The sequence below is a fragment of the Parahaliea mediterranea genome (assembly GCF_003402235.1).
In the GTDB taxonomy this organism is placed as follows: Bacteria; Pseudomonadota; Gammaproteobacteria; order Pseudomonadales; family Halieaceae; genus Parahaliea; species Parahaliea mediterranea.
The window spans coordinates 253,342-278,924 of record NZ_QEWO01000001.1 but is presented as its reverse complement, the minus strand read 5'-3'; the positions used below and the strand labels follow the sequence as shown (position 1 = coordinate 278,924).

The window sequence follows — 25,583 nt, the reverse complement described above, 5'->3', positions numbered from 1 at the left end:
TTCACCGATCACACAGAGGCCACCCCTATGAAGCTCGGACGTATCAAGCATCGCGCAACCATCATTGCCGAATCTGGACTGATTGATGTCGAGCGCGCATCCAAGGGGCGGTTTCCGTCGGACCTGGACGATCTGATACCACAGCTGGCGGCTGTGATGAGCTGGTTTGAGTCCGAGCGCCCGGCCGTGACTGATCCGCGAACGCAGGCGGAACTGGAGGCTGATCTCAGCCAACTGGATGCGCCCCTGCTAAGGCCCCGGCAGATTTTTGCCGTCGGCATCAACTACAGGGGGCACGCCGACGAAGTGGATTTAGCGCTGCCGCCCTCGCCGATGATCTTTACCAAGTTTGCGTCGTCTCTCACCGGACCAGGCAGCACAATCGTGTTGCCACCAGGCACAGTTGACTGGGAGGTGGAGCTGGTTGCGGTGATTGGCCAGGGCGGGCGCAATATCGCGCCAGAGACGGCCCTGTCTCATGTTGGCGCCTATTGTGTCGGGCAGGATCTTTCGGAACGGACTCACCAGATGGCCTGTTCGCCGGCCCAGTTCAGCATGGCCAAGAGTCACCGGGGGTTTGCCCCCATTGGCCCCTGGCTCACCACTGCCGACGAATTGGATAACCCCCAGGATCTTGCCATTGCCTGCGATCTGGATGGCGAGGTGATGCAAAGTGCGCGAACGTCGATGATGCTTTTCGACCTGCCCACACAGATTGCCTACCTGTCGTCCATTTGCGAGCTCTACCCGGGTGACCTGATTTTTACCGGCACGCCCGCCGGCGTTGGCCTGTCGCACCAGCCCCCACGCTTCATTCGCCCCGGGGAGGTGCTGCACTCGCGTATTGAAAAGCTCGGGGCGCTGCGCAACCCGTTTGTTCAGGGCAGCGCCGGCGGTTGATGAACTCGGCACCCTGTGGCCACCAGAGCGGGCTCAGAGTTCGGCAAACAGCGCCTGCAGGAAGCGAGCGCCCTCTTCTGCCAGTGCATCCTGTGACGGTGCCAGTGGTCGCCAGATTGCGGCGGCCTCTGCGATGGTTGTGCAATCGGGCGTAAAGGACTCGATGACGCAGTCGCCCTGATAGTTGATGTCGCGCAGTGCGCTGGCCACATCGCTCCAGTGGACCTGCCCCAGCCCCGGCGTGCCCCGGTGACTTTCACTGGCGTCGAGGTAAACCAGATCTTCGCCTGCCAGGCAGATGGCGTCGTAAACACTCTGCTCTTCGATATGCATATGAAAGGTGTCAAGGTGGATGCGAACCGATGGCAGGCCGATATCGCGGATCAGCTGCTTTACCTGTGCGGCGGTATTGATAAGGTCGGTTTCAAACCGATTCAGCGGTTCAATGGCAAGTGTCACGCCGTGGTCTGCGGCCATCTGGCCGGCCTCGGTGAGTCCCCTCACCGCAAGTTCCCACTCCCGATCCCGTTGTTGCTGCGGTATCTTCCGCCGTTTGCCCGTCGCAGAGTAGGCAGGCCCCACCAAATGATTGACACCGAGCTGCTCACAGATAGCCAGGGTACTGCGTATATAGTCCAGTGCGTTCTGTCGTATCGATGGATCCGCATGGGTGAGATCACGATCCGGGCTGAAAGCGCCGGAAACATACAGGCGCAGGGGGTAGTCAGCATGTACGGCTTTGATCTCATCGACATCGATAAGAACCGGGGACTCCACCGGCACAGTGAATGCGTCGAAGCCCATTCTCGCCGCATGTTCGATCAAGGGCGTTGATTCGCGCGTAAAGGGTGACTGCCATACCCAGGCATTGACGCCGACACCAATGCTCACCCCACCATCCTCCGACCTGCATTAAAGTCAGTGCTATTCACTCGACTCACCCATGGCCCAGCGCATGGCTTTTGAAAGTAGCTCGCGATAGGCGGGTATCCCGTAGGTTGCCGGTTGGTGGCCGATTGCGGAGTAAAACGCCCTGCCCTGCCCCAGCCGGTGCCGCCAAACCTGCGGATGCTCGCCGTCGCTCCCCATGCGATCCGACCAGCCTTCCATCCACCCGGAATCAACAGGCCCGTGGGTTTCATAGCTATCAGGGTCTATCGTTACAAGGATTTCATAGCCTTTATCGCGCGGGCTGGCATCAAAGGCATACCACTCCTCGGCAGGTATCTGCCAGGGCGTGCTCAGGTGCTCGGTCACCACCGAATCAAGGTCTGTCCGGTACAGTTCAGCATCCTGGAACTGGGGCATCATGGTATGGCCGATAAACTGTGCGCCGATCAGCGTTTGTACGTACCAGGGCCACTGGTAGCTGGTGTCGCCCCCTGACCCGTGTACACCAAGCCATCCGCCACCATTTGTCAGCCACTGCTTCAGCGAGCTGCGTTGCTCATTGGTCAGAACATCGCCCGAGACATTGTTCCAGATCACCAGATCGAAGTTGTCCAACACGCCGGGGTTGTGCACTGCAGCATTGTCAGTAACAAACACATCCCAGCCGTGAGCTTGCGCCAGTTCGGTGAACAGCGCGTCTGCGACGGGCAGTGCATCAATATGGCGAAAGCCATTGGTCTTGTTGAAGATCAGCACCGCTGGTTTGCTGAACTGCGGCAATGCCGGTGGTTCGGTTTCATAATCGTGGGACGGAATAATGCCGATATACTTGTAGTAAGCATAGGCGCCGGCGCCTAGCAGAGTAAGAATACCGGCAAAAGTCAGGGCGCTGATTTTTAACCATCGTGGCATAGTGCTTTACCTTGTTTACAGGCGACCTTGCGCCAGTTGTTTGACAGCGTAATCACAGGCCCTGGCAGTCAATGCCATATAGGTCAGCGAGGGATTAACGCAGGAAGATGAGGTCATGCAGGCGCCGTCGGTGACAAACACGTTGGGCGCACCGTGCACCTGGTTGTGCGCGTTGACCACGGATTGCGCCGGGTCATCCCCCATGCGGGCAGTGCCCATTTCATGGATTCCCAGCCCCGGCTCACCCATTTCTTCCATCCTGACTGTGAACACAGCGCCAGCCGCTTTCATCAGCCCCTCACCCTGCTCCAACATGTCATCGCGAATCATGCGCTCGTTATCGCCCCACTGGCAGTCAAAGCCCACCTGTGGAATGCCAAACCGGCCCACCTTCTTCGCGTCTAGATACATGCGGTTGTTGTATTGCGGTAAGACCTCCCCAAAACCCGCCAGGTGGAAGACCCAGGGGCCGGGCTTGCGCAGGGATTCCTTCAGTTCAGCGCCAAAGCCCTTCTTATTGAAGCCGGTTTTCCAGTCCATACGCATGGCCGCGCCCTGGTAGCCATAACCCCGAAGGAAACCGGCATCATCATCCTGGCCGCCGAGGTTTCTGAACCGGGGGATATAGGTGCCGTTGGGTCTGTTGCCAAACCAGTAGCGGTCCATGTCGTCGTAGAAAATACCCGTAACCCCGACGCCATACACGTGGTCCATCAGGTAGTGGCCGAGCGCCCCGCTTCGATTGCCCAGGCCATCCGGAAAGGCCTCACTGCGCGAATTCATCAGTATCTGTGTACTGCCCACTGTCGAGGCGCACAGAAAGTACAGGCGGGCTCTAAAGGCACTGCGCTCACCGGTCTTGCTGTCGATCACATGAACGGCGCTGACCCTGCCACCTTGCGCATCGTATTCCAGGCGCTCGACCACTGCATTCGCCTTGAGGGTCAGGTTGCCGGTGGCACGCGCAGCGGGCAGGGTCGCGCTGTGGGAACTGAAATAACTGCCTGTTGAGCAGCCCCGGTCACAGGGTCCGCAATAATGGCAGGCCGCGCGCCCGTTGTGATCTTCGCTCAGGATCGCCACACGGCCGATGGTCATGTGCACATGGGGCGCCTTCTTGCGTAAACGCCCCTGGATCGTTTTCTCCAGTGCATGCATTTCCATCGGCTTGAGAAATTCGCTGTCGGGCAGTTCATCCAGGCCAAGCGCTTCGCCGCTAATGCCGGCAAACTTTTCTACATGGCTGTACCAGGGGGCCAGGTCGCGGTAACCGATCGGCCAGGGGATACCGTGGCCATCAGTAGCGTTCGCTGTGAAGTCCTGTTCACACCAACGGTAGGTCTGTCGCCCCCATATTAATGATCGTCCGCCCACCACATCGGCTCGCATCCAATAGAAGGGCTTTTCGGCATCAAAGACGTAGGGATTGTCCTTGTCATTGTTCCAGAATTGCCGGTTGCCTTCGTTCAATGCATAACCGTGGCTCTGGATCGGGTACTCGTTTTCGTACAATTCGCGGGGCTTTTTTCCCTGGTAGGGAAGCTTCCAGTCCGGGGCGTGTTCGCCGTAGTAATCCAGGCCGGGTGTGATATCCCTGCCGCGTTCCAACACCAGGACTTTCAGCCCCTTCTCGGTCAACTCCTTGGCTGCCCAGCCGCCACTGATACCAGAGCCGACCACAATGGCGTCAAAGTCGTAGTTTTCGCTTTGTATCATTCTCAACTCGCTAGTAAGGGGTACCGGCCCAACTACTGTCGTCAGGGCCAAGTTCTCGGTTACCATCGAAGGTCATGGGCATGGCTTCGTAGCGCAGTACCTGCGTTGCACCTGCTTCAGAGGTGAAAAAGCCCCAGATGGTCAATTCTTTCATCTGGCAAATAAAAGGCGCATCACTGACAAAAACACGTTGCGTATTGCCAAAGTCGTACCAGGCGGAGTCACTGGCCGCCGATTCAAGCGCTTCCAGACAGTCGCTTTGTTGCGCGGGTTCAAGCATTTCGAAACTCTTCCCGTACGAGCGCTGCGTGCTGGCCATCAACTCAGCCAGGCCCTGGTCAAAAATGGCCCGCTCCGCGTTGTTTAGCCAGTCTTGCACCATGTTCTCGATGAAACCCGGCACACCGGCATCAATCGCGCCGGGCGTATCGGTGGCTGGCATGATGGTTTCTGCAACCGCGGCGACTGTGCGTCGCTGGGCTTCGTTAAAGTAGTTGGCAGGTGTGCGGTTGTAGTTTGCCCGAGCCAGGTAGTGCTTCTGCTCGTCGCTCAACGCCATGCTGATGCGCGTGGCGGCAACGCCGCTCACCAGCAGCGCTGCACATTGCATGAATTCACGTCGATTCATTGTTGGGACACCTCTGTTGCTACGTTTTTTCGGGCGAAGCACAGCAGGCGTCGCCACGGCACGGCTATGATGAGTCCCAGTGCAATGCATGTGAATGTCTGGTACGGCCAGTGGTTGAAGTAATAGCCGCCTACCTTGAACAGGCTGTAACCCCAGTACACCACATTCCAGCCGGTGAGATGGTAAAGCTCGTAGAACATCCAGGCGGTTGGAACCAACAGAAACCTGAAAAACAGCGCAACGACAATGCCCAGAATGAGCCGGCGACGCTGGTTGCCAGGGCGGTATCTCATCACAGTATTCACCACACGGTTCAAAAAGGAAAAATGTGCCATGGCTTTGCAGTCATGGCACCAAAAAGCGCTCGCTGCCGCTATGGGCGAGAACACTTAGCCATTGCCAAAGGCGTACCTCAAGGTCACCCCGATCTCGCGCTCGGGTACAAAGCGAACACCGTAATAGCCGGCTTCGAAGGTGCCGTAGTACGTCTGTGCTTCGCCGCGATCAAGGTACTGATCCTCATCGAGAAGGTTCTTGGCCCAGACGCTCACTTCCCATGGGGAATTAACACCGCGAATACCGGCAAACAGATTCAGAATGCCGTAAGCGTCTGCCTCGAAGTCCATGCCGGTATCTTCTTGCGCTCCGTAGTAGTTGTAGAGTGCACGCACATACGCGTCGCTTGAAAACAGGTTAAAACTGTATTCCGTCTGCAGCACGCCGGACCATTTCGGCGTCGTGGCGATGCGCGTGTCTACATTGCAGTAGATAACCGAATTGCCGCCGAAATCCTCCAGGGTCAGATTGCCGATGTCACCGGAATCTGGTTCGCCATCCAGGTTGGTGTCACGGCAGGGAACGCTCGCATCGTCAAACGTGCCGTCCGCATAGGCGGTATTGAGCTGAACCCACCAACTGTCATTGATGCTGTAGGCCACTTCCAGCTCAAAACCGTCGACTGTGGCATCCCCCGGGTAGGTGAAGCCGCCGGATTGTATGGTGTCGCCCGCGCCGATATAGGGGATGTCATTGAAGCGGCCAATAAAATTGTCAAATTGCTGATGAAACAGTGATGCGTTTACCCGCAGGGTGCGATCCATCAGGTCTGAGCGCAAGCCGATCTCGTAGGAGTCAGACTCCTCGGCATCGCCCTGGATAAGGTCTTCCGATACCGGCGCTGTTACGCCGACCGTGACACCGGCCGGGCGCCAGGTGTGGCCATAGGTCAGGTAGGCCATTACCTCATCACTGAATTCATGTTTGAGTGATGCAGTGTAAACCCAGGCATCCTGCTTCTGTGACGCTGGCTGGGTGAAACTTGACCCCGCCAGCACCAGATCACAGTAGCCGTTATACGTCTCGTCACCGTTAAAGCCGACACCGAGGCCTACCAGACTGCCGCAGAGTCCGTTCAGGGGAGCGCCGGGTGCAATGCCGATGGCGATTTCCGCCTCACTGGTGGTAATGGTCTGGGAGCGCTCCTCCTCCGTCTCCAGGTAACGCACGCCTATTTGGAGGTCGGTCTGCTCGCTCAGATGCAGGGTGGTGTTGCTGTAAATGGCATATTCTTCCATGACAATCGGAATACTGCCGTCTACGGCAATGAGATAGTCGGGGTTTGCGCCACCCAGGCTGTCTGGGGCCAGTGGAGAACCAAAGGCGCCATCCAGCGGGGAAAACTGCTCGAAGGTGGTCGAAGTGTCTGTTTTCATGTACCAGAGACCAATCAGGTAGTCGGCAAAGGCATCGGGGGTATCCGATTCCAACCGCAACTCGTGCGAATCCACTTCGAAGGCCGACACCGTTTTCTGCGGCTCAGTCCAGCCTACAACGGCATTGGCGGTATCCTGCTCGCGGTCGATGTCAAAGGAGTTGTCCTGGTAGGCCCCGTTATAGATGAGCACATGGCGGGGAATTTCCAGCGACATTTGAAGGGTAGTAACATTGAACTCCTGCGGCCCACCCGATGGCCCCTCCATGACCGATACACCGCGGCGGTTACCAATCGCCGGGCCGTTGTAACCGGCACCGGGGCCGTTCACTTCAACCATGTTGGTTCGCTCGGATTCCAGCCACTGGTGAGTCAGCGATGCGTCGAAGTAGTCCGTAGGCGCCCACAACAGCGTAGCGCGCCAGCTGCGGGTTTCGCGTTCCGAGACGATGCCGGAGTTGGCGCTCTTGACCCGGTTCCCCTCATCTTCGTCAAACATGCCCGCCACCCGCAACGCCAGGCTGTCGCGAAGGATTGGCACGTTAATGGCGCCCTGGTAGTTGCGCGCCCCCTGGTCGCCGCCAGAAGCTGAGACATACCCTCCGAGAGCGTCCAGGTCCGGGCGACGGGTGGTGACAGTGATTGCCCCTCCGGGTGCCGGGCGCCCGCGCAATGTCCCCTGCGGCCCGCGCAGTACCTCCACCTGGCCAACATCATAAATGCTTTGAAAGGCGTAGTTGGCGTCGACGGGTGTTTCGTTGATGTACACATCCACCGCGGGTGCCGCCGAGGCCTGTGAGTCAAAGCCAACCCCCCGCACCTGTGCGACAGCCCCGAAGCCGTCACCGCCTTCCAGCGATAGCCCCGGCGACAATTGCTGAAGATCCTCGAAACGGAACAGATTGTAGTCGGCGATATCCTGGGGGGTTATGGCCGTCACTGTCATCGGTACATCTTGCAGGCTTTCGGCGCGGCGTTGCGCGGTGACGATAACCTCTTCCAGCATGCCAGCTTCACCGGCACCCGTTGTTTGACCGCTGGCCGAACCACTGTTCAGTGATATCAGGGCTGTGGCGACGGCTGTCGCCAGTTGATGGGGCTTGTACATTGCAGTACTCCTGCGCGAACCGTTATAAGGATTATTGTGTCGGCCCGGATTTCCACTCATGGGCAGAGTGCCGGCTGGGCCCTTGGTTATATATATCTAATTGATAATATAATGTGGCCGCGGGAGAAATGTAAACGTATACATTGGTGTTTGCAAGCCCCGTGATCGCGCTCCCTGGTCGCCTCCTTGATCACCCCTTTAAACGCCGATTGCCGCCCTTTAATTGCCCTTTTTTGCCGGGACGCAGGGCTCAGTATGTGATTTATTCTTACCATTAAGATAATATCACCCTTCAAATTCAAGAGGCATTGCCAACATGAAAGCCGTCCGCTGTCACAACCACGAAGTCTGCGTCCACGATGTACCAGCCCCATCCGGCGAAGGCGTGCGCGTGCGCATTGCCTCCGCGGGTATCTGCGGGTCGGATTTGCACTTCTGGCAGCAGGGCTTCCCTATTCCCTTCACCCTTGGCCATGAAATTGCCGGCATTGCAGAGGACGGAACGCCGGTTGCCATAGAGCCTACGGTGTACTGTGGGCACTGCGAACGCTGCGTACGCGGCGACTACAACCTGTGCATTCGCGGCACCGAGGCGGTGATGGGCGTGGGCCGTGATGGCGGCATGACGGAGGAATTGATAGTGCCCGCCAAGTGTCTGGTGCCCCTGCCCGGCGGGGTCCGCGCGGAAGATGCCTGCCTGGTGGAGCCGCTGTCGGTTGCCGTGCGGGGTATCGCCCTGGCGGGCATCAGCGACAAGCACAAGGTGGCGGTCATCGGCGGCGGCAGCATCGGCCAGTGCGCTGTGGCCATCGCGCGCCAGGCAACGAGCCAGGTGCATCTTTTTGCGCGCCACGACGCCCAGTTGCGCGCGGGCGAAATCCTGGGGGCAACCCTGGACGGTGAACTGGACGACTTTGACCTGGTCATCGACTGCGCCGGCACTGATGCCGCCATGGAGCAGGCGGCCAACCTGTGCCGCCCGGGCGCGACGATTCTCATGCTGGCCTCGTACTGGGGCGGGCTGACCATGCCCGCCATGCAGATGATGATGAAGGAATTGCGCACCGTCACCTCCATGGCACAGGCGCGTCAGGGGTTGGTGCGGGACGTAGAAATTGCGGCGGCGGCGCTGGCCCGCAACCCGCTGATTGCGCCAACGCTCATCACCCACCGACTGCCCCTGGAGGCAGCCCCGGAAGCCTTTAATATCGCGGCGGATCGCGCGAGCGGCGCCATCAAGGTCGCCTTCAACCCCTGAGCAAGCTAGTGCGGTGGCAAGCCGGCAACGTCGGCATCACTGACTCCGCCCTGGTAGTGCAGGTGGCCGGGAAACCCGATGGCTTGCCAGCCGGCGCTGTGCTGATTTGCTCCGTGACGCGGCGCCGCCAGAAAACCCAGCAGGGTGTTAAAGCGCAGGCTCTGGAACAGGGCCTGCTGCTCTGCTGGCGAATGGGCCAGGTGCCCGTCCTCAAGTTGCTCTAAAAAGCGCTGTTTGGTCGCTGCCGCCAAGGCACTCCAGTTGTCTGCACCCGCCGCCCGGGCCGCTGCCCTGAACAGGCCCAGCCCGCTGCGGTACAGGGGCAGTTGATCTGCCCCTTCGTGCAACAGCAGCTTGTCGATGAAGTTGACCACGCCGGCATCGCGCACACTGATGCCATTCACTGGCGGCAGCAGCAGGTCGCAGGCAGCCTCCAGTGTTTGCAATTCATCCACATGCAGCACCGCCGGGCGGTGTGACGCGGCAGCCGCCAGCAGCGCCTGCGGGTGCGCCGCCATGGCGCTCGCCAGGCTGGCGGCGGTGAGTTTGAGAAAATGACGGCGATCCATCAGCTCAATTCCCCCCGGCTATTCAGTGCTATGAAGTGATCCGCCACGCGGTAGGCATTGGCATAAATAGTGAGGGTCGGGTTGTAGCCGCCGGATGTGGGGAAGCAGCTACCATCCACCACCCAGAGGTTCTTGACCTCATGGGCCCGGCACCAGCGGTTGAGAACGCTGGTTTGCGGGTCATTGCCCATGCGGCAGGTACCCATGATGTGGCCAGAGCCGGTTTTGACGCCGGTGTAGTCGGTCGCCCAGGTTCTTCGCGCGCCGCCGGCTTCGGCAATGTCTGCCATGCGCTTTTCAAAATAGCGCGCCAGGCGAATGTCGTTGTCGTGGCGCCGGTGAGTGATGCGCGCCACGGCCAGGCCCTGGCTGTCGCGATGCTCGGGGTCGAGGTCAATCCGGTTGCTGGCCACGGGCAGGTCCTCCCCCACCATAATCAGGCCGCCAATGTACGGGTAACGCGCCAGGTAGTCGCTGAGATCGTGGCCCCATACACGCTGCGAGCGCCCCAGGTAGCTCGCGGCCTTGAGCGCGCTGACTATCGGCGTGGCTTCGATGGCCTCACCAATCACACCACCGCGAATAAAGCCCCGGCTGGCGTTTGAGGGGTGAAAGTCATCCACCGCGACGTTGCCCGGAGGCCCCAGCGCACTGTGGCTTGGGTCATCCATTTCGAAGTTCACCATGGCAAACACATGGCACATCAGGTTGCGGCCCACCTGGTCGTTGGTGTTCAGCAGCCCCCGGGGGAAGCGGCCAGAGGTGGATTGCAGAAGCAGCTGGGTGGTGCCGATACTGCCCGCGGCCAGCACCACCTGCCGCGCCTGCAGCACCTGTTCTTTGCCCTGCTCGTTCAGGTAGCGCACGCCACGCAGGCGGTCGCCCTCGCCTTCCAGCAACTCCACTGCGCGGCAGTTGGCCAGCAGGGTGCAATGTCCTGTCGCCAATGCGGCCGGGATATGAACCGCCAAAGACGATGCCTTGGCCTGCACCGGGCAGCCAAAGCTGGAACAGAAGCCGCTGTTCATGCACTTGCCCCGGCCGCCGTAGATACGGCTGTTGATGGCCATGGGGATCGGAAAGGGATTAAGCGCAAGGCGCCGCGCACCCTGCTCGATAAGCCGCGATGCCGGCCGGTACACATGGGGTGGATTGGGGTACATCGCCTGACCTGGCGCGCCGAAAGGATTACCGCCGGCATGGCCCGCCACACCAAGGGCCCGCTCGGCCTGTGCGTAATAGGGGCTGAGCTCTTCGTAGCTGATTGGCCAGTCAGCCAAACTGCTGTCAGGAACCTCACCCTCCACACTCGCCACCCGGAACTCATCCGGGCGAAAGCGCCAGCTCCAGCTGCCCCAGTGCACTGTACCACCGCCCACCGTTTGGGCCATCAGGCTGTACTTGCCTGGTACCGCAGTGTCACTGCTGGTTTCGCGCTGGGTTTCCAGGTAGTCGGGCAGGAAGAAATCCTGCCGGATGACGTTGCTCAGCTCGTCCTGCTGCATGAAGGCATCGGGGCTGTAGTGGCGGCCGCGCTCCAGCACCACCACCTTCATGCCTGTCGCCGACAGGCGCTCGGCCATTACGCCGCCACCGGCCCCGGAGCCGATGACGCATACGTCCCATTCTGTGCGCTTACCCATCCTGCCCTTTGTTATCGGTGTTGTTTGAGAACTGCCTATGTTGCATGGCCATCGCTCGCCTGCATAGGTAGCCGCCAGCTTGCATGATGGCGATGCCGGCGCGGTCTACCTATGCAGTCTGCAGGCAGCTTGACGCTCGCTCAGAAGCCACGCTAACCTGATCATTATATTATCTATAAATAAATAATCGTTAATTCAGCCAGTATTCAATAAGGGAAATGAACTATGGACATGCATCGTTTCGAAGGCCGTGTTGCCATAGTAACTGGCGCTGGCGGCGGCCTTGGCCGCGCCTACGCCATGCTGCTGGCCGCCCGTGGCGCCAAAGTGCTGGTGAACGACCTCGGCGGCAGCTTCCAGGGCGAAGGGGCCGACCAAAGCTATGCGCAGGCCACTGCACAGGCCATTCGCGACCTGGGTGGCGAAGCACTGGCCAATGGCGACAGCGTTGCCACTACCGAGGGCGCCGAAGCCATCGTGGCGCAGGCCATGGAAGCCTGGGGGCAGGTCGACATTCTGGTGAACAACGCCGGCGTGGTGGTGGGTGTTGGCCCGTTGTGGAATGTGACCGATGAGCAATGGGATACCGACATTGGCGTGGCCGCCGGCGGCACCTTCCGGCTGTGCCGGGCGGTATGGAAGCACATGTGGGAAAGGGACTACGGGCGCATCGTCAACATTGCTTCCGGCTCGTTTTTCGGCATGGGTAGCGGCGTTGGCTACCCCGCGGCAAAGGGCGCGGTGTGGGGCATTACCCGTGGCCTCGCCAGTGCCAGTGCCGCCAAAGGCAAGAACGTACACGTGAATGCCATCATGCCAATTGCTGCCAGCCGCATGACCGCCCTGATGGGGCCGGAAATTGAGGCGGCCATGACGCGGGACTTCCCGGCGGACGCGGTGGCGCCTGTAGTGGGCCTGCTGGCCCACGATGCATCCCCCTGTAACGGCGAAATGTTCAGTGTGGGTGGTGGCGGCTTTGCACGGGTATTACTGGGTGTTACTGGCGGTTACCGTGGCACCAACAAGCAGTTGACCATCGAGGAAGTGGCCGAAAACTTCGCTCTTGCCATGGATCACAGCACGTTCTTCCTGCCTGCGGACTCGCTGGAGGACGCCGAAGCCTACGAGTCCGGCGTCAACTGGAACGCCTTCCGTGAATTCATCGGCTGAGCCGTTGCTGGACGCGCTAACCACCGAAGAAAAAGCCGCACTGTGTTCTGGCGGCAGCTTCTGGCAAACCCGGGCCATTGAACGCCTGGGTATACCCGCCCTGCTCCTGACCGACGGCCCCCACGGCCTGCGCAAACAGGCCGGTGGGGCTGACCATGTGGGCTTGCAGGCCAGTATTGCGGCAACCTGTTTTCCCTCTGCGGCGGGCCTTGCCTGCAGTTGGAATACCGAATTACTGACAGAGGTGGGCAGCGCGCTGGGGCTGGAAGCGCGCGCAGAAGGCGTGCATGTGTTGCTGGGCCCTGGCGTCAATATCAAACGCCACCCTCTGGGTGGGCGCAACTTTGAATACTTCTCTGAAGACCCGTTCCTATCCGGCGTGCTGGCAGCGGCGTGGATCAACGGCCTACAACGCCAGGGCGTTGGCGCCAGCCTTAAACACTTTGCCGTCAACAATCATGAACACGGCCGCATGGTGGTGGACGCCGTGTTGGATGAGCGCACCCTGCGGGAAATCTACCTTCCGGCTTTTGAACACGCGATAAAAACGGCCCGCCCCTGGACGGTCATGTGTGCCTACAACAAATTGAACGGCACCTACCTATCGGAAAATGCACTGCTGCTTAACCAAATTCTGCGCGACGAGTGGGGTTTTGGCGGCCTGGTGCTGAGCGACTGGGGTGCGGTCAATGATCGCGTTCGCGCCCTGCAAGCGGGCATGGATCTGGAAATGCCCACCAGCGGCGAGGTGAATACGCGCAGGATTCTCGCGGCATTGGCCTCGGGTGATCTGCCAATGGCAACGCTGGATCAGGCGGTGGTGCGACTGCTTGCCCTTATTGACAGATCACAGCGCTCCCCCGCTGCCCTCCCTAACGAACTCCCCGACAAACTCCCCGACAATCTGTTGGAGACCAATCACGCCCTGGCACGCTGCGCCGCGGAGCAGGCCTGTGTGCTGTTGCGCAACGAATCTGGCCGCCTGCCGCTGAGCCCTAGCGGCCGCATCGCGGTGATTGGCCAGTTGGCCGAGGATACGCGCTACCAGGGCAGCGGCAGCTCGCAGATCAACCCGAGTCGGCTGGAGCAGCCTCTGCAAGCCATCCGCGATTTTGTGGATGAGCGGGCGCACATCGATTTTGCGCCGGGTTACAGCGTCGGCGGGCAAACTAGCGATGCCTTGCAGGCCGAGGCCTACGACCTGCTTGAGGCGGCCGATGTGGCCGTAGTTTTCCTGGGCTTGCCGCCGGCGTACGAATCGGAAGGTTTTGATCGCGAGCACATGCACCTGCCGTCGGGCCAGCTGACGCTGCTGGATGCCCTGCTGCCGCTGGCCGACAAGCTGGTGGTGGTGCTGCAAAACGGCGCGCCGGTGGCACTGCCCTTTGCCGAGCAGGTGCCGGCCATTCTGGAGACCTACCTTGGTGGCCAGGCAGGGGCATCCGCCCTCGCCCGCATCCTGTTTGGCGATGCGAACCCCTGCGGCAAGCTGGCCGAAACCTTCCCCCTCGCTGCGGATGATGCCGCCAGTGCGCCATTTTTTCCTGGCGGCCTGCGGCAGTCGCAGTACTGTGAAGCACTATGGGTGGGTTATCGCTACTTTGCTACCGCTGGCGTGCCGGTGCGCTACCCCTTCGGGCACGGCCTGTCCTACACCCGTTTTGAATACAGCGACCTGGCTGTTGAGCCCGGCGATGCCAGCAGCGACACCGCGGTGGCAAGCGTATCCTTCAGCATCACCAATACTGGCGATCGCGCCGGCGCGGAAGTAGCCCAGGTATACATTGGGCAGCGCCACCCTTCCCTGCCCCGCCCAGCCAGGGAATTGAAACACTTTGCCCGGCTGCAGCTTGAGCCCGGCCAGCAGCGCAGGGTAAGCCTTGCGCTGAACCGGCGCGCCTTTGCCTACTGGGACAGCGGCACCAGCGCCTGGCGCGCCGAGGCGGATATCTTCCGCATCGAGGTTGGCGCATCCAGTGCCGATATTCGCCTGACCGGCCAGCTGACCCTTGCCGAGGGGCCTGCCCGGCGGCCCCAGCCTGCGGGACTGGCGCCCTACGCCGACCCTGCCAGCCGGCAATTTGACCGCGCTGCTTTCGAGGCGCTGCTTGGCCACCCCGTGCCCGTCCCGGTACCCGCCAGGCCCTATCACCTGAATTCGACACTGGGTGAAGTACAGGCAACCTGGCTTGGCCGCCAGCTCAAAAACATTATGGCGCAGCAGGCCGGCAAGACGCTGAATGACGACGCCAGTGAAAGTGCTCGGCGGATGATCGAGGCCATTGTCGAGGAAATGCCCCTGCGCAACCTGGTGACCCATAGCGAGGGCAAGCTCTCGCCGGGCCTGATGCGCGCCATGATTCACATCATGAACCACGATTGGCGAAAGCTATTGCGCCGAGCGCCAGAACAGGCCCGCTAGCGCAGGGCCTGCTATCACCACTGCAAATCAACCTAGCTGGACTACAACCCATGTCAAGATTGAAGAATAAAGTTGCACTCGTCACCGGCGCCGGCCAGGCCGGCAACATTGGCGCTGCCATTTGCGATGCCTTCCTGCGCGAAGGGGCCGCCGGCGTGATGGCCACCGACATCAACGAGGCCCATGCGGCTGAGTTGCTGGATGACCTGCGCCAACGCTATGGCGAGGCGCGTATCCAGTTCACACCGCTGGATGTAAGCGCGTCCGAGCAGTGGGCCGCGGCGCTGGAGGCTACCGTAGGCCACTTCGGCCACCTGGATGTACTGGTGAACAACGCGGGCATTGCCATCCACGGCGGCATAGCGAATACATCCCTGGATGACCTGCGCACGGTGATGGCGGTCAATCACGATGGCAGCTTCCTCGGTATCAAGGCCTGCCTGCCGCTGTTGGCCGAAGCACATACACGCCACGCCGGCGGCGGCGTGATTATCAACACCGTCTCCATGGCGTCCTACATGCCCAATGCCAACAACATCGGCTACCACGTGTCGAAGGCGGCGCAGCGCATGCTGACCCTGTGCGCGGCACAGGAACTGGGGCCACAGAAAATTCGCGTCAACTCGGTTCACCCCGGCGTCACCATGACACCGCTAATGCGCCAGGGGCTGGCGGATTATGTGGCGCAGGGCCTGTGGGAGAGCACCGAGGCCGCCGAGGCCGAATTGGCGGCCATGAACCCGCTCAACACGGCCAGCCAGCCGCAGGATACCTCCGAGGCCTTTGTTTACCTGGCCTCGGAAGAATCACGCTTTGTGACCGGCGCTGCCATCTGCCATGACGGCGGGCTGGGCATGCGCTATTGAGCCATCCCTCATCCCGGAGCCGTAGAGTAAATTGAAGAACAACTTGAAGAGCACCATGCAGAACAACGACATCAACGAAGAACTGAACCTGTTTCGCGAAAGCCTGGAAAAGTTTTGCGACGCGGAAATTGAACCGTACTACGCCGAATGGGAAAAGCAGGGGCAGGTGCCGCGCGAACTGTTCAACAAGTGCGCAGAGGCCGGCCTGCTTTGTGTGGATGTGCCAGAAGCCTACGGCGGCCTGGGTGTCGATGCGCGCTTTTCCTTCGCCGTGGTGGATGTCATGTCGCGCCGTGGCTACGGCGGCTTTGTGGGCGGCCTGCAGGTACACAACGACATCATTCCGCCCTACCTGCTGCATTTCGGCAGCGAAGAACAGAAGCAGGCCTGGTTGCCCCGGCTCTGCTCGGGCGAAGTGGTTGCCGCCATTGGCATGACCGAACCCGGCGCCGGCTCGGACCTCAAGAACCTGCGCACCCACGTCCGGCGCGAGGGCGATGGCTATGTGCTGAACGGCTCCAAGATTTTTATCTCCAACGGCCAGCATGCGGACCTGGTGGTGGTGGCCGCCAAAACCGACCGGGAGGCCGGGGCCCACGGTATTTCCCTGTTTCTGGTGGACACTCGCCTGCCCGGTTTCAAGCGCGGCCGCAATCTCGAGAAGGTGGGCCAGCACGCGGCAGACACCTCGGAAATGTTCTTTGACGAGATGCACCTGCCCGCCAGCGCACTGCTGGGGGAAGCGGGCAAGGGCTTTGCCATGATGATGCAGGAGCTGCCCCGGGAGCGCTTGATCATCGCCGTGCAATCCCTCGGCCTGGCGATGGGGGCCAGGGATCTGACGCTGCGTTACGTGCAGGAGCGCGAGGCCTTCGGCGCGCCAATCGCCCAACTGCAGAACACCCGCTTTACGCTGGCTCAGGTAGATACCGACATTGCCGCCGCCGATGCCCTGACAGAGCGCGGTATCGAATGCTACTGCCGCGGCGCACTGACGCCCGAAGACGCCGCCGCCATGAAACTGTTCACCAGCGAAATGGCCGGGCGCGTGGCCGATAGCTGCCTGCAGTTGTTTGGTGGCTATGGCTACATGGTGGAATACCCGATATCCCGCTTCTGGGCCGATGCCCGGGTGATTCGTATCTACGGCGGCACATCGGAAATCATGAAAGAAGTGATCGCGCGCTCCCTGTTGGGGCGCTAATACGGAAGGACACGCTATGACTGCTCAATGCACACCCAATAACCTGACTGAACAGGAGCTGGACCAGGCCATCGACGCCCTGGACCCGGTGGTCGCGCTGATGTCGCTGATCCAGATCACCGGCGACCGCAGCCTGCTCAATCGCTATGGCGACGCCCTGGAAGGCACCCAGCACACCGTAAAGGAAGCCTTTGTCGCCTTTGAGGATGAACGCGCGCCCCCCAGCGAGGAGGCACTGCGGACGGCACAGATTGTGCGCGACTTGTTGCGCGACGCAGTAAAAGCTGCCAAGCAACCCCTGATGCCCAACCTGGACAAACGGCTTTTTCACGAGATGGCCAACCGGGTCACCGGGGTGCAGATACCCGAGATGTCGGTGGAGCCGGCCTTCCAGCACGCCGGCTTTACCACCGATACCCGTGTACGCGAGCCCGCCCGGCTGCCACCGGCGGACTTTAAGGTGCTGGTGGTGGGCGCCGGTATGATGGGCATCAACGCGGCGGTAAAACTGCAACAGGCGGGCTTTGATTTTACCGTGGTGGAAAAGCTGGACGCGGTGGGCGGCAACTGGCTGGAGAACACCTACCCCGGCGCCGCCGTGGACACGCCCAGCCGGGTCTATTCGTTTTCCTTCGAGCCCAATGCCTCCTGGAGCAAGTACTACCCGAACGGGCCCGAGTTCCTGTCCTACCTGGAGCGGGTGACCGACAAATACAGCCTGCGCGAGCGCATTGACTTTGGCACCCGGGTAACCGGCGCCGCCTGGGACGAAGCGAGCAAACGCTGGAAGGTCAACGCCGAGCGTGGAGGCAAGCCGGTCGTCTATGAGGTGAACGCACTGATCATGGCCGTGAGGCCCAACAACGAGGCCAACTACCCGGCGGTGGAGAATCTCGATGCGTTCGCCGGGCCAGTGGTGCACTCCGCCCACTGGGACCACAGCGTGGACCTCAAGGGCAAGAAAGTGGTGCTGGTGGGCACCGGCTGTTCTGGGGTACAGGTGGCCACTGCCATTGCCGACCAGGTGGGTGAGCTGGTGATTGTGCAACGCCAGCCAGAGCACATTCTGCCCAACCCCAGCGCGCACGCGCCGGTGGACCCGCTGGAAATTCGCGCCATGGAAGTCGTGCCCTTTGCGGCCCAGTGGAAGCGCCTGCAGAGCCTTGCCAGCCAGCTCACCGACATGCACGGCATGGTGCTGAAGGACGAGCAGTACGCGGCAGAGACTGGCGGCTTCGGGCCCATCAACGACGGCATTCGCATGCTGTGTGCGGGCTACCTGCAAAGCCACTTCCCGGATGACCCGGCGATGGTTGCCATGCTGACACCGAACTTCCCGGTGTTTGCCAAGCGCCCCATTCTCGATTGCGGCTTCTACGACACGCTGAAAAAACCCAATGTATCCATCGTGCGCGGTGCCCTGAAGGCCGCCGACGAAAAGGCCGTGATTCTGGATGACGGCACCCGCATCGAGTGTGATGTGCTACTGCTGGCCACCGGCTACAAACTGCACTTTGGCCGGCAGTTCGACATTCTCGGGCGAGACGGCAAAAACCTGCGGCACGAATTCGAGCCCTACCCCTATTCCTACGAGGGCATGCTGGTGCCCGGCTTCCCCAACTTTGTTCTTGGCGGCGGCCCCTACAGCTTCCTGGTGGCCAACCACGCCGTGGTCAGCGAGCAGCAAATGCACTACGCCATTGAGCTGCTGCAGTGGATGGTGGACGACGGCCTGTCCTCCGTCGATGTCACCGAGGAAGCCACTAGGGCCTTCGTTGAAGACGTAGACAGCAACCTGCAGCAGTCCGCCTGGGTGCAGTGCGGCAATGCGCATGGCTACTACCGGGATCAGGGCAAAAAGGTGATTCTCGCCATCCCGCGACACAACTCGCGCATCTGGCACGACCTCCGTGCGCCGCGCCAGGGAGATTTCCGCGTCACCCAGGAGGCGGGGCGCAAGCCAGTAGCTGCGCCAGAAATGCCCATGCTCACCATTTAATACCAATAAACAGGCGTTCACTCATGACTGACCCCCGCCCCAGCGGCAGCAACCACGGCATGCTGTACAGCTTCGCCAAAACCTTCGTCCACAACCTCGATGCCATGGCGGCGTTCTACGAGAACGTGTTTGGCCTGATCCCCTTCAATCGTCACAAGGATGCGATGTTCGGCCGCAAGATTGACGAAATCACCTACCAGAGCAGTTACCCCGGCGGCCCCGCCCTGACCCTGATCCAGTACATGGATTCCAGTGGCCCGGCGACTGGCGAGTCTGTGCAGGGTTTTATCACCGAGGACTTGGAAGCGCTGTGTGAAAGAGCCCTTGCAGCGGGCGGCAAGGTGCCCGAGTCTATTCGTGAGGTTGCGGAATTCGGCATCCGGGTGGCCTTTGTGCTGGACCCGGAGGGTCACGTGAATGAAGTCGTGCAGATGACCACCGCCTGATGGGATCTGATGAGACTTGCCGGCAATGGACGCTCCCGGCAAGTCTCGCTCAGCAGAGGTTGGCCACCAGTGCCCCGCGCAGTGCATCTAGGTGCCGCGCCAGCGCCGCCTCGAATTCACTGTTGCTGAAATGCACGGCGCTCACCATAAAAATAATGCCGCTCCCCCAGGCGAGGTTGAACACCACCCCGCCTTCGCTGCGCAAGCTCGGCTCCTGCACGGGAATGCTATAGGGCTCAAAAATTCGTGTCAGTGTCGAATCCCCCAGTGGTTGCAAGCGCCGCTCTGCCATGTCGCGCAGGATAAGCCCCAGTTGTGCCGGGCGCACGCGCATAAAACGCAGCCATGCCGTGACGGTGGCAAGGATGCGATCCACTTGCTCGCTGCTGGCAGGTGCCGCATGGGCATTGAGGTAGGCGGCATAGTCCGCGGCCATGCGCTCCAGTACCGCCCGGTAGAGGGCATCCTTGCCACCGAAAAAGTGCGCCACCGCAGGGGCTGTTTTGCCGACATCCGCGGCCACGTCCTGCAGGCGGGTGGCAGCGTAGCCGAGGTCGGCAAAGCGCTTTTCCGCTGCGTCCAGGATTGCGGTGCGGGTTGCGCTGCCCTGCTGGCCTTCCCCCTGGGGCCTTCCCCTGCGCCGGCCGGATGGCTGCCTGTCTGTCATGCGGGTTACCTTTGCCATGTGGCATTTTCATCGGTGTGGCTTCGGCGTTTTGTGGCTAAATTGCCGCACGCGTCGCCTGGCCCGATTTAAGCCCCTGTTATTAATTGTTGAACCGCAATTGCGGTGCGCATATTTTTACTGAATTGATATTAAGTTAAAACAAATTACCCTGTCATTGTGCAAACCCACATTTCATAAAAGGAGATAAGCATGCCCACTGAAAAAATCGCGCCCCGCGTTGTGCGCTATGGTGGCGCCATGTATGGCGAAGACGAAATTGCACAGGTCAATGCCGTGCTGGCAGATCCACACGGCATGGTGCCGGGGCTGCACGTCGGTCAGTTTGAAGCCCGCGTGGCAGAGTTCATGGGCAAAAAGCATGGGGTGATGGTCAATTCCGGCTCGTCGGCTTTGATGATTGCCATGCGCCTGTTAAACCTGCCACAGGGCTCAGAGGTCATCACCCCGGCACTCACCTTCTCCACCGACGTGGCCACCATCTACCAAGCCGGCTACAAACCTGTGTTTATTGACGTGGGCCTGGACGATTACCAGATGATGGCCGACCGCGTGGAAGACGTGATCACCGACAACACCAAAGCCATGCTGGTGCCCGACCTGGTGGGCGGCATCGGCGACTGGGACAAGCTGCGCGCCCTGGCCGACAAGCACGGCCTGAAGCTGGTGCACGACTCCTGCGATACGCTGGGTGGCAGCCTGCGCGGCAAAAAAACCGCCACGCGCGCGGATATCTCCGTCACTAGCTTTTCCATCTTTCACATCATCACTGCGCTCGGTAACGGTGGCATGGTGTTCTTCGACAACGATGACTACCTTGATACTGCGCTGATGCTGCGCGCCTGGGGCCGCTCGTCGGAGAAGTACATGTTTGGTACCAAGGTGGCCGAGAGCGATGGCCGCTTCCTGGAAAAGCTGGACGGGCTGGATTATGACTCCCTGTTCCTGTTTGAGGATCTGGCCTACGGCTTTATTCCCAACGAGGCTGGTGCGGCGTTTGGCCTTGGCCAGATGAACCGGATCCATGAGTTGTGGCGGCTGCGCAACGAACGCTTTCAAAGCTATTACCAGTTCTTCGAGCCGTTTGCAGACCAGTTTATTGTGCCCACCACCCTGCCCGAGACGGAAACCACCTGGATCTGCTTCCCTCTGCAGATTCGCCCGGAAACCGGCTGGAGCCGTAAGGCATTGCAGATGCACCTGGAAGACAGCGGAGTGTTCTCACGGGTGATTTTCTCCGGGAACATCACGCGCCACCCCATGCTCAAGGGCAGGGACTTCCGCGTTCACCCCGCCGGCCTTGGCAATTGTGACCAGATCATGGAATTTGGCGTCATGCTGCCTTGCCACCCGACCATGACCGACGAGGACCAGCGCTACGTTGAGCAGGTACTGATGGAATTCATCGAAGCCAACGGGAAACCCTAGCAACGGGGCGCAGATGCAGCCGGTTCATCTGGCTGCATCGGTGAGCCATAACCATCGGGCACCATCCAGTCTGCTGGCCTGGATGACCTATTCCCCCCGCTCACGCGAGCGCATCCACAGGTAGGCGCTGAGCATGTACGCCAGCGTCGGCAGAATAAGGTAAGTGCGAAAGTTATCCAGCCCCAGTTGACCGCTGTAGCAAGCAACCCCCATGACCAGGCAGGTCAGCAGCGAGAGCAAAGCCACGCCCCGGTACAAACCGAGTCCTCTGGCTTGCTCCCAGCGCTCCCTGGCCGGGGGTGCGCTGGCTCGCTCATCAGCAAGCCAGGCTACCTCTTCCATTTGGCGCTTCATTTCCACCTCTTGATCAGCAACAGCATCGGGGTAGCGCTGCGAGGCCCCCATGCTCCTGGCAAGTACAACATAGATGACTGTAGCCGCAAGCCAGGTGGGCACCAGCAGGAAGAACAGGTGCAGAGTACCGCTGAAGCCCAGCGCGGCAGCCACCAGCAGCGACCCGCCCCAGGCGCAGATAGCTGCCCAGTTGGTGGCCTGGCCGAGGTAGTGACTCCAGTAGCGGGTCATGCCCAATCGGGGCAGGAGCCAATGCTCCGCCACAATCACTGCGCCAATGGGTGACAGCACCAGGCCCATGATGCCGACAAAATCCATCAACCGGCTGAACACGAAGGGGAAGCAGGCAATCAGGGTGGTCACCACGCCCACCACAACTGTGACCCGAACGCGATTCCAGCGCCGGTTCAGCGACTGGAAGGCGAGCCCGGCCCGGTAAATGGTGGGGTTGGAGGTGGTCCAGCCGGCGATGATAACGGCGAGGATGCCGGTCGTGCCCAGGGCCTGGTAGGCCACTGCGCCCGGGTCCAGCGCCTGGATGGTGGAACCCACCAGCAGCGCCGCGCCGGCGCCCATGACACCGGCAAAGGCCCAGGCTGCATAGTGGCCGATGAACATACCGATGGCCGATAGGTAACCATAGCTGGCCTTGCGGGCAAAGCGCAGAACCGTCATGTCCGACAGGCCGCCGTGCATGGCGAGGTTACAGATCCAGGCAAAGGCCGCCACGTGCCACAGCCCGATGCTGCCATCACCCTGCCCTTTCCATATCCACTGGTCTGCCACCTTGCGCAAGTCCGACAGGTTGTTGATGCCGTCAATGCCATCGGTTGCGGCCGCCAGCACCGGCAGCATGGACAGCGCGCCCAGCAGGAACATCAGCACCATCCAGGGGGCGCACACCTCCGCAAAGCGGGCCACGCTGCGAAAGCCGCGGGTGGCAATGGCCACAACCACTGCCCCCACCGCCAGCACCACGGCCACGAAGGCGGCGTTACCCGGGTACCAGTGCACCTGTGGTTCTATGCCAAATGGAATACGAACTGCCGAGGCAGATACCGTGATCATGGTGCCGGCCAGCACGCAGAACAGCAGGCCGTTGACCACGCTGTAGATGCGGATGGTGCCCGCCCCGGCGATTCTCTCCAGGTAGGCGTAAAGGGTGAGTCGCGTACTGACCGCAATGGGCGCGCAAATCAGCGCCCAGCTGAGCACCGCCAGCAGGTTGCCGAGCAGCAGGCCCCAGAGAATATCCGAGGTGGACACCCCCCAGGCGACAAACATGGCGCCAATAACAAACTCGGTGCCGGCGACATGCTCGCCAGCGTAGTTGGCGGCAAAGTGTCGCGCCGGTTGCAGGCGATCGGGGCTGACGGGGCTGCGTTCAAACTCATTATTATCCATGGTTGATGCTTCGCTGTAGGGGGTGATATGTGACGGTGGTTATATGGATTGTTATGTGGGTTTTTAGTGAGGGCTAAGCCGTTTCACTCACATCAGGCAGCTGCGCCATTGCCGCCGGTAGTCGGCAAGGCCGCTCAGGGCCAGCGGTGCAGCGCGCGTAAAACGGCCCATGGCATTCGGCAACGGCCGGTGCCAGCGGGTCAGGCACCAGGCACCGCGAGCGGTGCTGGCGCCATCGCCAGCCAGCAGCACCGGGCTATCCGGGCGCAGTGCCGCCAGCACGCCACACAACAGTGGGTTGCGCTGGGACAGGCTGCCAAAGGCAATAGGTCCGCGGGCACCCAGCAGATCCAGTTCGTAGTCGATCATCAACGCCAGGTACAGGGTTGCCAGGGCGGCGCCATGGCGGGTGCTTCCCTCGGGCACCTTGATGCAGCCGCTGCTGCCATTGAAGGGGCCGCCGGCGGCGAAGGCCGGCAGGGCCATGGCGCCGCTATCGAGGGTGGCTTGCAAGGCCGCCTGCGTCAGCGGGCGGGCCGCTTCGTCCCCTGCCCTTTCGCAGATCGCCTCGAATTCCCGCCCGCCCATAAAGCGCGCGCAGGCCAGGGGCCGGCCATTCACGTCGACATTGGCCAGGGTGTCGCAGGCCTCATTCAAATGCTGGCAATCGCCGCCATGGCTCATGGTGATGAACCAGGTGCCGGTGGATACCACCGAAAACGGCCCACCCAGCTGTGCGGCGCAGGCCAGGTAACGGGCATAGCTGGCGTTGGAGTCGTGCACGCCGGCAAAGACCTGGCAGCTGCTGGGCAGGCCCGTGGCCTGAGCCACGGCACACGACACCGCCCCGACAGCGGCACAGGCATCCACCTGGGGCGGGCAGGCATCTTTCAGCCCCAGTGCCTGCAGCAGCGGGCTGTAGGTATCTGCAAGCGGCAGCCACAGGTCGGTGTGGCAACCCAGGGAGGTTCGCTCACTCACCGCCACACCGCACAGGCGCCACACCCAGTACTGGGGGTAGCACAGCAGCGTGCGCACCCTGGCAAAGGCCTCTGGGAAGTACGCGCGCTGCCACCACAGTTGACGGCCCAGGTTCAGCCCCGCCGGCAGTGCCGGCGACAGGCTCTGTGCAAAGGGCGGGCGCACACGGTTGTACTCAGGGGATACGGCCTCCGGCAGGGGGCACTCGTAGTCCATGACTGGCAGGGCCAGTTCGCCGCTGGCATCCAGCAGCACTGCACAGGCGCCGTGGGTGCTGATGTTGATGGCATCCAGCCGATAGCGTGCAGCCGCCTGGCCAAGGGCCTGCAGCAGCCATTGCCAGATGGCCTCCACATCAAAATGGGGGTAGGGGCCGCTATCGGCCACTGCATTCGCCCGCTGCACCGACCAGCAGGTGTCCCCGGCATCGTCCAGCACCAGGGCCTTGATGTTGGTTTTCCCGATGTCGAGGATGAAGGTGAAACTCACGGAACGCTCACCACCTCGATGTTGACTCCGCGCTTCTCCAATGCCTTGAGCAGTTTGCGGTCGGCCTTGCTATCGGTGATCAGCAGGTCAACCGCTTCCGGCGGGCAGAAGATGAATTTGGCGCGCTGGCCCAGTTTGGAGCTGTCAGCAAGTACGATGAGTTGCTCCGATTGCCGGTGCAACTTCTGCTCGGAGGTGATCAGCAGTGGGTCTGACTCTGTTACGCCCAACTCCGAGATGCCCGGCGTACCCATGAACATTTTTCTGGCGCTGTAATAGGCGATGGTGTCCTGCTCGTAGGCGCTGAGGATGATGCCCTGGCGGCGATACAGCTCACCGCCTGGCAGTGTTATCTGGTTCTGGCTGGTATTGGCCAGCTCCTGCGCCAGCACAAAGGAGTTGGTGAGGATATTCAATTCCCGCCGGGCGAGGAATTCGCCCATCATGAAGGTGGAACTGCCACCGTTGATGATGATGGACTCGCCGTCCTCGCACAGCTCCACGGCGCGCTGGGCAATCAGCCGCTTGGCTTCGGGCTGCTTTTCGCGCGCGGCCAGAAACGCGCTACCGGCAAGGTGGGCGCGTTTTATCCGGCTGTCCTGCGCGCCACAGGCCCGGGCCCCGCCGCGCACTTTCTCGATCTGCCCTTCATCGGCAAGTTTGACCAGGTCGCGGCGAATGGTGGCCTCGGAGGCATTGGTGTGTTCGGTCAGGGCGTGAACACTGGCGAATTCCAGCTCGTCGAGGATATCCAGAATAAGTTGATGGCGTTGGCTTTCCAGCATGGGGACTCCCGGCA

The 25,583-nt window shown here is 61.1% G+C and carries 21 protein-coding genes; 9 read left to right on the top strand and 12 right to left on the bottom strand.

Annotated elements, in window-relative coordinates:
• The first annotated feature begins 27 nt into the window (after positions 1-27).
• On the top strand, positions 28-900 hold the full coding sequence (locus tag DDZ17_RS01065) for a fumarylacetoacetate hydrolase family protein (RefSeq protein ID WP_116364109.1): 873 nt from the start codon (positions 28-30) through the stop codon (positions 898-900).
• Between the two features lie 33 nt (positions 901-933).
• Here the strand turns inward: DDZ17_RS01065 and DDZ17_RS01060 are convergent, their stop codons facing one another.
• From DDZ17_RS01060 to DDZ17_RS01035, 6 genes are read right to left on the bottom strand one after another with little or no spacing between them, the layout of a single operon-like run.
• Complete coding sequence (locus DDZ17_RS01060; protein WP_157976380.1) at positions 934-1,791, bottom strand: sugar phosphate isomerase/epimerase family protein; 858 nt, start codon at positions 1,789-1,791, stop codon at positions 934-936.
• 33 nt (positions 1,792-1,824) lie between these two features.
• Positions 1,825-2,703, bottom strand: a complete 879-nt coding sequence (locus DDZ17_RS01055; RefSeq protein ID WP_116364107.1) for a ThuA domain-containing protein — start codon at positions 2,701-2,703, stop codon at positions 1,825-1,827.
• Between the two features lie 15 nt (positions 2,704-2,718).
• Positions 2,719-4,419 carry a GMC oxidoreductase gene (locus DDZ17_RS01050; protein ID WP_116364106.1) on the bottom strand — a complete coding sequence of 567 codons (1,701 nt, stop codon included), beginning with the start codon at positions 4,417-4,419 and terminating at the stop codon, positions 2,719-2,721.
• A 10-nt stretch (positions 4,420-4,429) separates the two neighbouring features.
• A complete protein-coding gene (locus DDZ17_RS01045) occupies positions 4,430-5,047 on the bottom strand; it encodes a gluconate 2-dehydrogenase subunit 3 family protein (RefSeq protein ID WP_116364105.1) in 618 nt (205 codons plus the stop codon).
• A complete protein-coding gene (locus DDZ17_RS01040) occupies positions 5,044-5,382 on the bottom strand; it encodes a hypothetical protein (RefSeq protein ID WP_116364104.1) in 339 nt (112 codons plus the stop codon). Before DDZ17_RS01040 ends, DDZ17_RS01045 begins: the two co-directional genes overlap by 4 nt.
• A 54-nt stretch (positions 5,383-5,436) precedes the next feature.
• On the bottom strand, positions 5,437-7,866 hold the full coding sequence (locus DDZ17_RS01035; RefSeq protein ID WP_170150129.1) for a TonB-dependent receptor: 2,430 nt from the start codon (positions 7,864-7,866) through the stop codon (positions 5,437-5,439).
• Between the two features lie 316 nt (positions 7,867-8,182).
• Here DDZ17_RS01035 and DDZ17_RS01030 point away from each other — a divergent pair, with 316 nt between their 5' ends.
• Positions 8,183-9,124 carry a zinc-dependent alcohol dehydrogenase gene (locus DDZ17_RS01030; protein WP_116364102.1) on the top strand — a complete coding sequence of 314 codons (942 nt, stop codon included), beginning with the start codon at positions 8,183-8,185 and terminating at the stop codon, positions 9,122-9,124.
• Between the two features lie 5 nt (positions 9,125-9,129).
• Here the strand turns inward: DDZ17_RS01030 and DDZ17_RS01025 are convergent, their stop codons facing one another.
• Together DDZ17_RS01025 and DDZ17_RS01020 are read right to left on the bottom strand one after the other, a co-directional pair.
• Entirely contained in the window at positions 9,130-9,693 is a 564-nt protein-coding gene (locus DDZ17_RS01025) for a gluconate 2-dehydrogenase subunit 3 family protein (protein ID WP_116364101.1), read from the bottom strand.
• Positions 9,693-11,336: a GMC family oxidoreductase gene (locus DDZ17_RS01020; protein ID WP_116364100.1), complete on the bottom strand. Its 1,644-nt coding sequence runs from the start codon at positions 11,334-11,336 to the stop codon at positions 9,693-9,695. Before DDZ17_RS01020 ends, DDZ17_RS01025 begins: the two co-directional genes overlap by 1 nt.
• A 225-nt stretch (positions 11,337-11,561) precedes the next feature.
• On the opposite strand from DDZ17_RS01020, the gene DDZ17_RS01015 reads away from it, so the two are divergent.
• Genes DDZ17_RS01015 through DDZ17_RS00990 form a run of 6 tightly spaced genes read left to right on the top strand, consistent with a single transcriptional unit; the run spans position 11,562 to position 19,443 of the window.
• On the top strand, positions 11,562-12,506 hold the full coding sequence (locus tag DDZ17_RS01015; RefSeq protein WP_116364099.1) for an SDR family NAD(P)-dependent oxidoreductase: 945 nt from the start codon (positions 11,562-11,564) through the stop codon (positions 12,504-12,506).
• On the top strand, positions 12,490-14,928 hold the full coding sequence (locus DDZ17_RS01010; protein WP_170150128.1) for a glycoside hydrolase family 3 C-terminal domain-containing protein: 2,439 nt from the start codon (positions 12,490-12,492) through the stop codon (positions 14,926-14,928). Before DDZ17_RS01015 ends, DDZ17_RS01010 begins: the two co-directional genes overlap by 17 nt.
• 50 nt (positions 14,929-14,978) lie before the next feature.
• Positions 14,979-15,794 carry an SDR family NAD(P)-dependent oxidoreductase gene (locus DDZ17_RS01005; protein WP_116364097.1) on the top strand — a complete coding sequence of 272 codons (816 nt, stop codon included), beginning with the start codon at positions 14,979-14,981 and terminating at the stop codon, positions 15,792-15,794.
• Between the two features lie 31 nt (positions 15,795-15,825).
• Positions 15,826-16,998 carry an acyl-CoA dehydrogenase family protein gene (locus DDZ17_RS01000; RefSeq protein ID WP_338322788.1) on the top strand — a complete coding sequence of 391 codons (1,173 nt, stop codon included), beginning with the start codon at positions 15,826-15,828 and terminating at the stop codon, positions 16,996-16,998.
• A gap of 16 nt (positions 16,999-17,014) precedes the next feature.
• Positions 17,015-18,997, top strand: coding sequence for a flavin-containing monooxygenase (locus DDZ17_RS00995; protein WP_116364096.1), 1,983 nt, complete (start codon positions 17,015-17,017; stop codon positions 18,995-18,997).
• 23 nt (positions 18,998-19,020) lie between these two features.
• Positions 19,021-19,443, top strand: coding sequence for a VOC family protein (locus DDZ17_RS00990; protein ID WP_116364095.1), 423 nt, complete (start codon positions 19,021-19,023; stop codon positions 19,441-19,443).
• A 49-nt stretch (positions 19,444-19,492) separates the two neighbouring features.
• Here DDZ17_RS00990 and DDZ17_RS00985 read toward each other — a convergent pair whose 3' ends face one another.
• The gene (locus DDZ17_RS00985) at positions 19,493-20,128 is read right to left on the bottom strand and encodes a TetR/AcrR family transcriptional regulator (RefSeq protein ID WP_206613401.1); all 636 of its coding nucleotides are present in this window, start codon (positions 20,126-20,128) and stop codon (positions 19,493-19,495) included.
• A gap of 192 nt (positions 20,129-20,320) precedes the next feature.
• Between DDZ17_RS00985 and DDZ17_RS00980 the strand changes: the two genes are divergently transcribed.
• Positions 20,321-21,556 (top strand): DegT/DnrJ/EryC1/StrS family aminotransferase, encoded by a 1,236-nt coding sequence (locus DDZ17_RS00980; protein WP_116364093.1) that lies wholly within the window; start codon positions 20,321-20,323, stop codon positions 21,554-21,556.
• Positions 21,557-21,643: 87 nt separating this feature from the next.
• Here DDZ17_RS00980 and DDZ17_RS00975 read toward each other — a convergent pair whose 3' ends face one another.
• From DDZ17_RS00975 to DDZ17_RS00965, 3 genes are all read right to left on the bottom strand, one after another.
• Complete coding sequence (locus DDZ17_RS00975) at positions 21,644-23,314, bottom strand: purine-cytosine permease family protein (RefSeq protein WP_116364092.1); 1,671 nt, start codon at positions 23,312-23,314, stop codon at positions 21,644-21,646.
• A gap of 87 nt (positions 23,315-23,401) precedes the next feature.
• On the bottom strand, positions 23,402-24,784 hold the full coding sequence (locus DDZ17_RS00970; protein ID WP_116364091.1) for an FGGY-family carbohydrate kinase: 1,383 nt from the start codon (positions 24,782-24,784) through the stop codon (positions 23,402-23,404).
• Positions 24,781-25,569, bottom strand: a complete 789-nt coding sequence (locus DDZ17_RS00965) for a DeoR/GlpR family DNA-binding transcription regulator (RefSeq protein WP_116364090.1) — start codon at positions 25,567-25,569, stop codon at positions 24,781-24,783. Before DDZ17_RS00965 ends, DDZ17_RS00970 begins: the two co-directional genes overlap by 4 nt.
• Between the last annotated feature and the right edge of the window lie 14 nt (positions 25,570-25,583).

What these genes read in the sequence shown, in the direction of transcription:
- DDZ17_RS00975 (WP_116364092.1), bottom strand. Translation starts at nt 23,314, where the DNA reads ATGGATAATAATGAGTTTGAACGCAGCCCCGTCAGCCCCGATCGCCTG.
- DDZ17_RS00965 (WP_116364090.1), bottom strand. Translation starts at nt 25,569, where the DNA reads ATGCTGGAAAGCCAACGCCATCAACTTATTCTGGATATCCTCGACGAG.
- DDZ17_RS00980 (WP_116364093.1), top strand. Translation starts at nt 20,321, where the DNA reads ATGCCCACTGAAAAAATCGCGCCCCGCGTTGTGCGCTATGGTGGCGCC.
- DDZ17_RS01005 (WP_116364097.1), top strand. Translation starts at nt 14,979, where the DNA reads ATGTCAAGATTGAAGAATAAAGTTGCACTCGTCACCGGCGCCGGCCAG.
- DDZ17_RS01065 (WP_116364109.1), top strand. Translation starts at nt 28, where the DNA reads ATGAAGCTCGGACGTATCAAGCATCGCGCAACCATCATTGCCGAATCT.
- DDZ17_RS01025 (WP_116364101.1), bottom strand. Translation starts at nt 9,693, where the DNA reads ATGGATCGCCGTCATTTTCTCAAACTCACCGCCGCCAGCCTGGCGAGC.
- DDZ17_RS00985 (WP_206613401.1), bottom strand. Translation starts at nt 20,128, where the DNA reads ATGGCAAAGGTAACCCGCATGACAGACAGGCAGCCATCCGGCCGGCGC.
- DDZ17_RS01020 (WP_116364100.1), bottom strand. Translation starts at nt 11,336, where the DNA reads ATGGGTAAGCGCACAGAATGGGACGTATGCGTCATCGGCTCCGGGGCC.
- DDZ17_RS01015 (WP_116364099.1), top strand. Translation starts at nt 11,562, where the DNA reads ATGGACATGCATCGTTTCGAAGGCCGTGTTGCCATAGTAACTGGCGCT.
- DDZ17_RS01055 (WP_116364107.1), bottom strand. Translation starts at nt 2,703, where the DNA reads ATGCCACGATGGTTAAAAATCAGCGCCCTGACTTTTGCCGGTATTCTT.
- DDZ17_RS01035 (WP_170150129.1), bottom strand. Translation starts at nt 7,866, where the DNA reads ATGTACAAGCCCCATCAACTGGCGACAGCCGTCGCCACAGCCCTGATA.
- DDZ17_RS01045 (WP_116364105.1), bottom strand. Translation starts at nt 5,047, where the DNA reads ATGAATCGACGTGAATTCATGCAATGTGCAGCGCTGCTGGTGAGCGGC.
- DDZ17_RS00995 (WP_116364096.1), top strand. Translation starts at nt 17,015, where the DNA reads ATGACTGCTCAATGCACACCCAATAACCTGACTGAACAGGAGCTGGAC.
- DDZ17_RS00990 (WP_116364095.1), top strand. Translation starts at nt 19,021, where the DNA reads ATGACTGACCCCCGCCCCAGCGGCAGCAACCACGGCATGCTGTACAGC.
- DDZ17_RS01030 (WP_116364102.1), top strand. Translation starts at nt 8,183, where the DNA reads ATGAAAGCCGTCCGCTGTCACAACCACGAAGTCTGCGTCCACGATGTA.
- DDZ17_RS01050 (WP_116364106.1), bottom strand. Translation starts at nt 4,419, where the DNA reads ATGATACAAAGCGAAAACTACGACTTTGACGCCATTGTGGTCGGCTCT.
- DDZ17_RS01040 (WP_116364104.1), bottom strand. Translation starts at nt 5,382, where the DNA reads ATGGCACATTTTTCCTTTTTGAACCGTGTGGTGAATACTGTGATGAGA.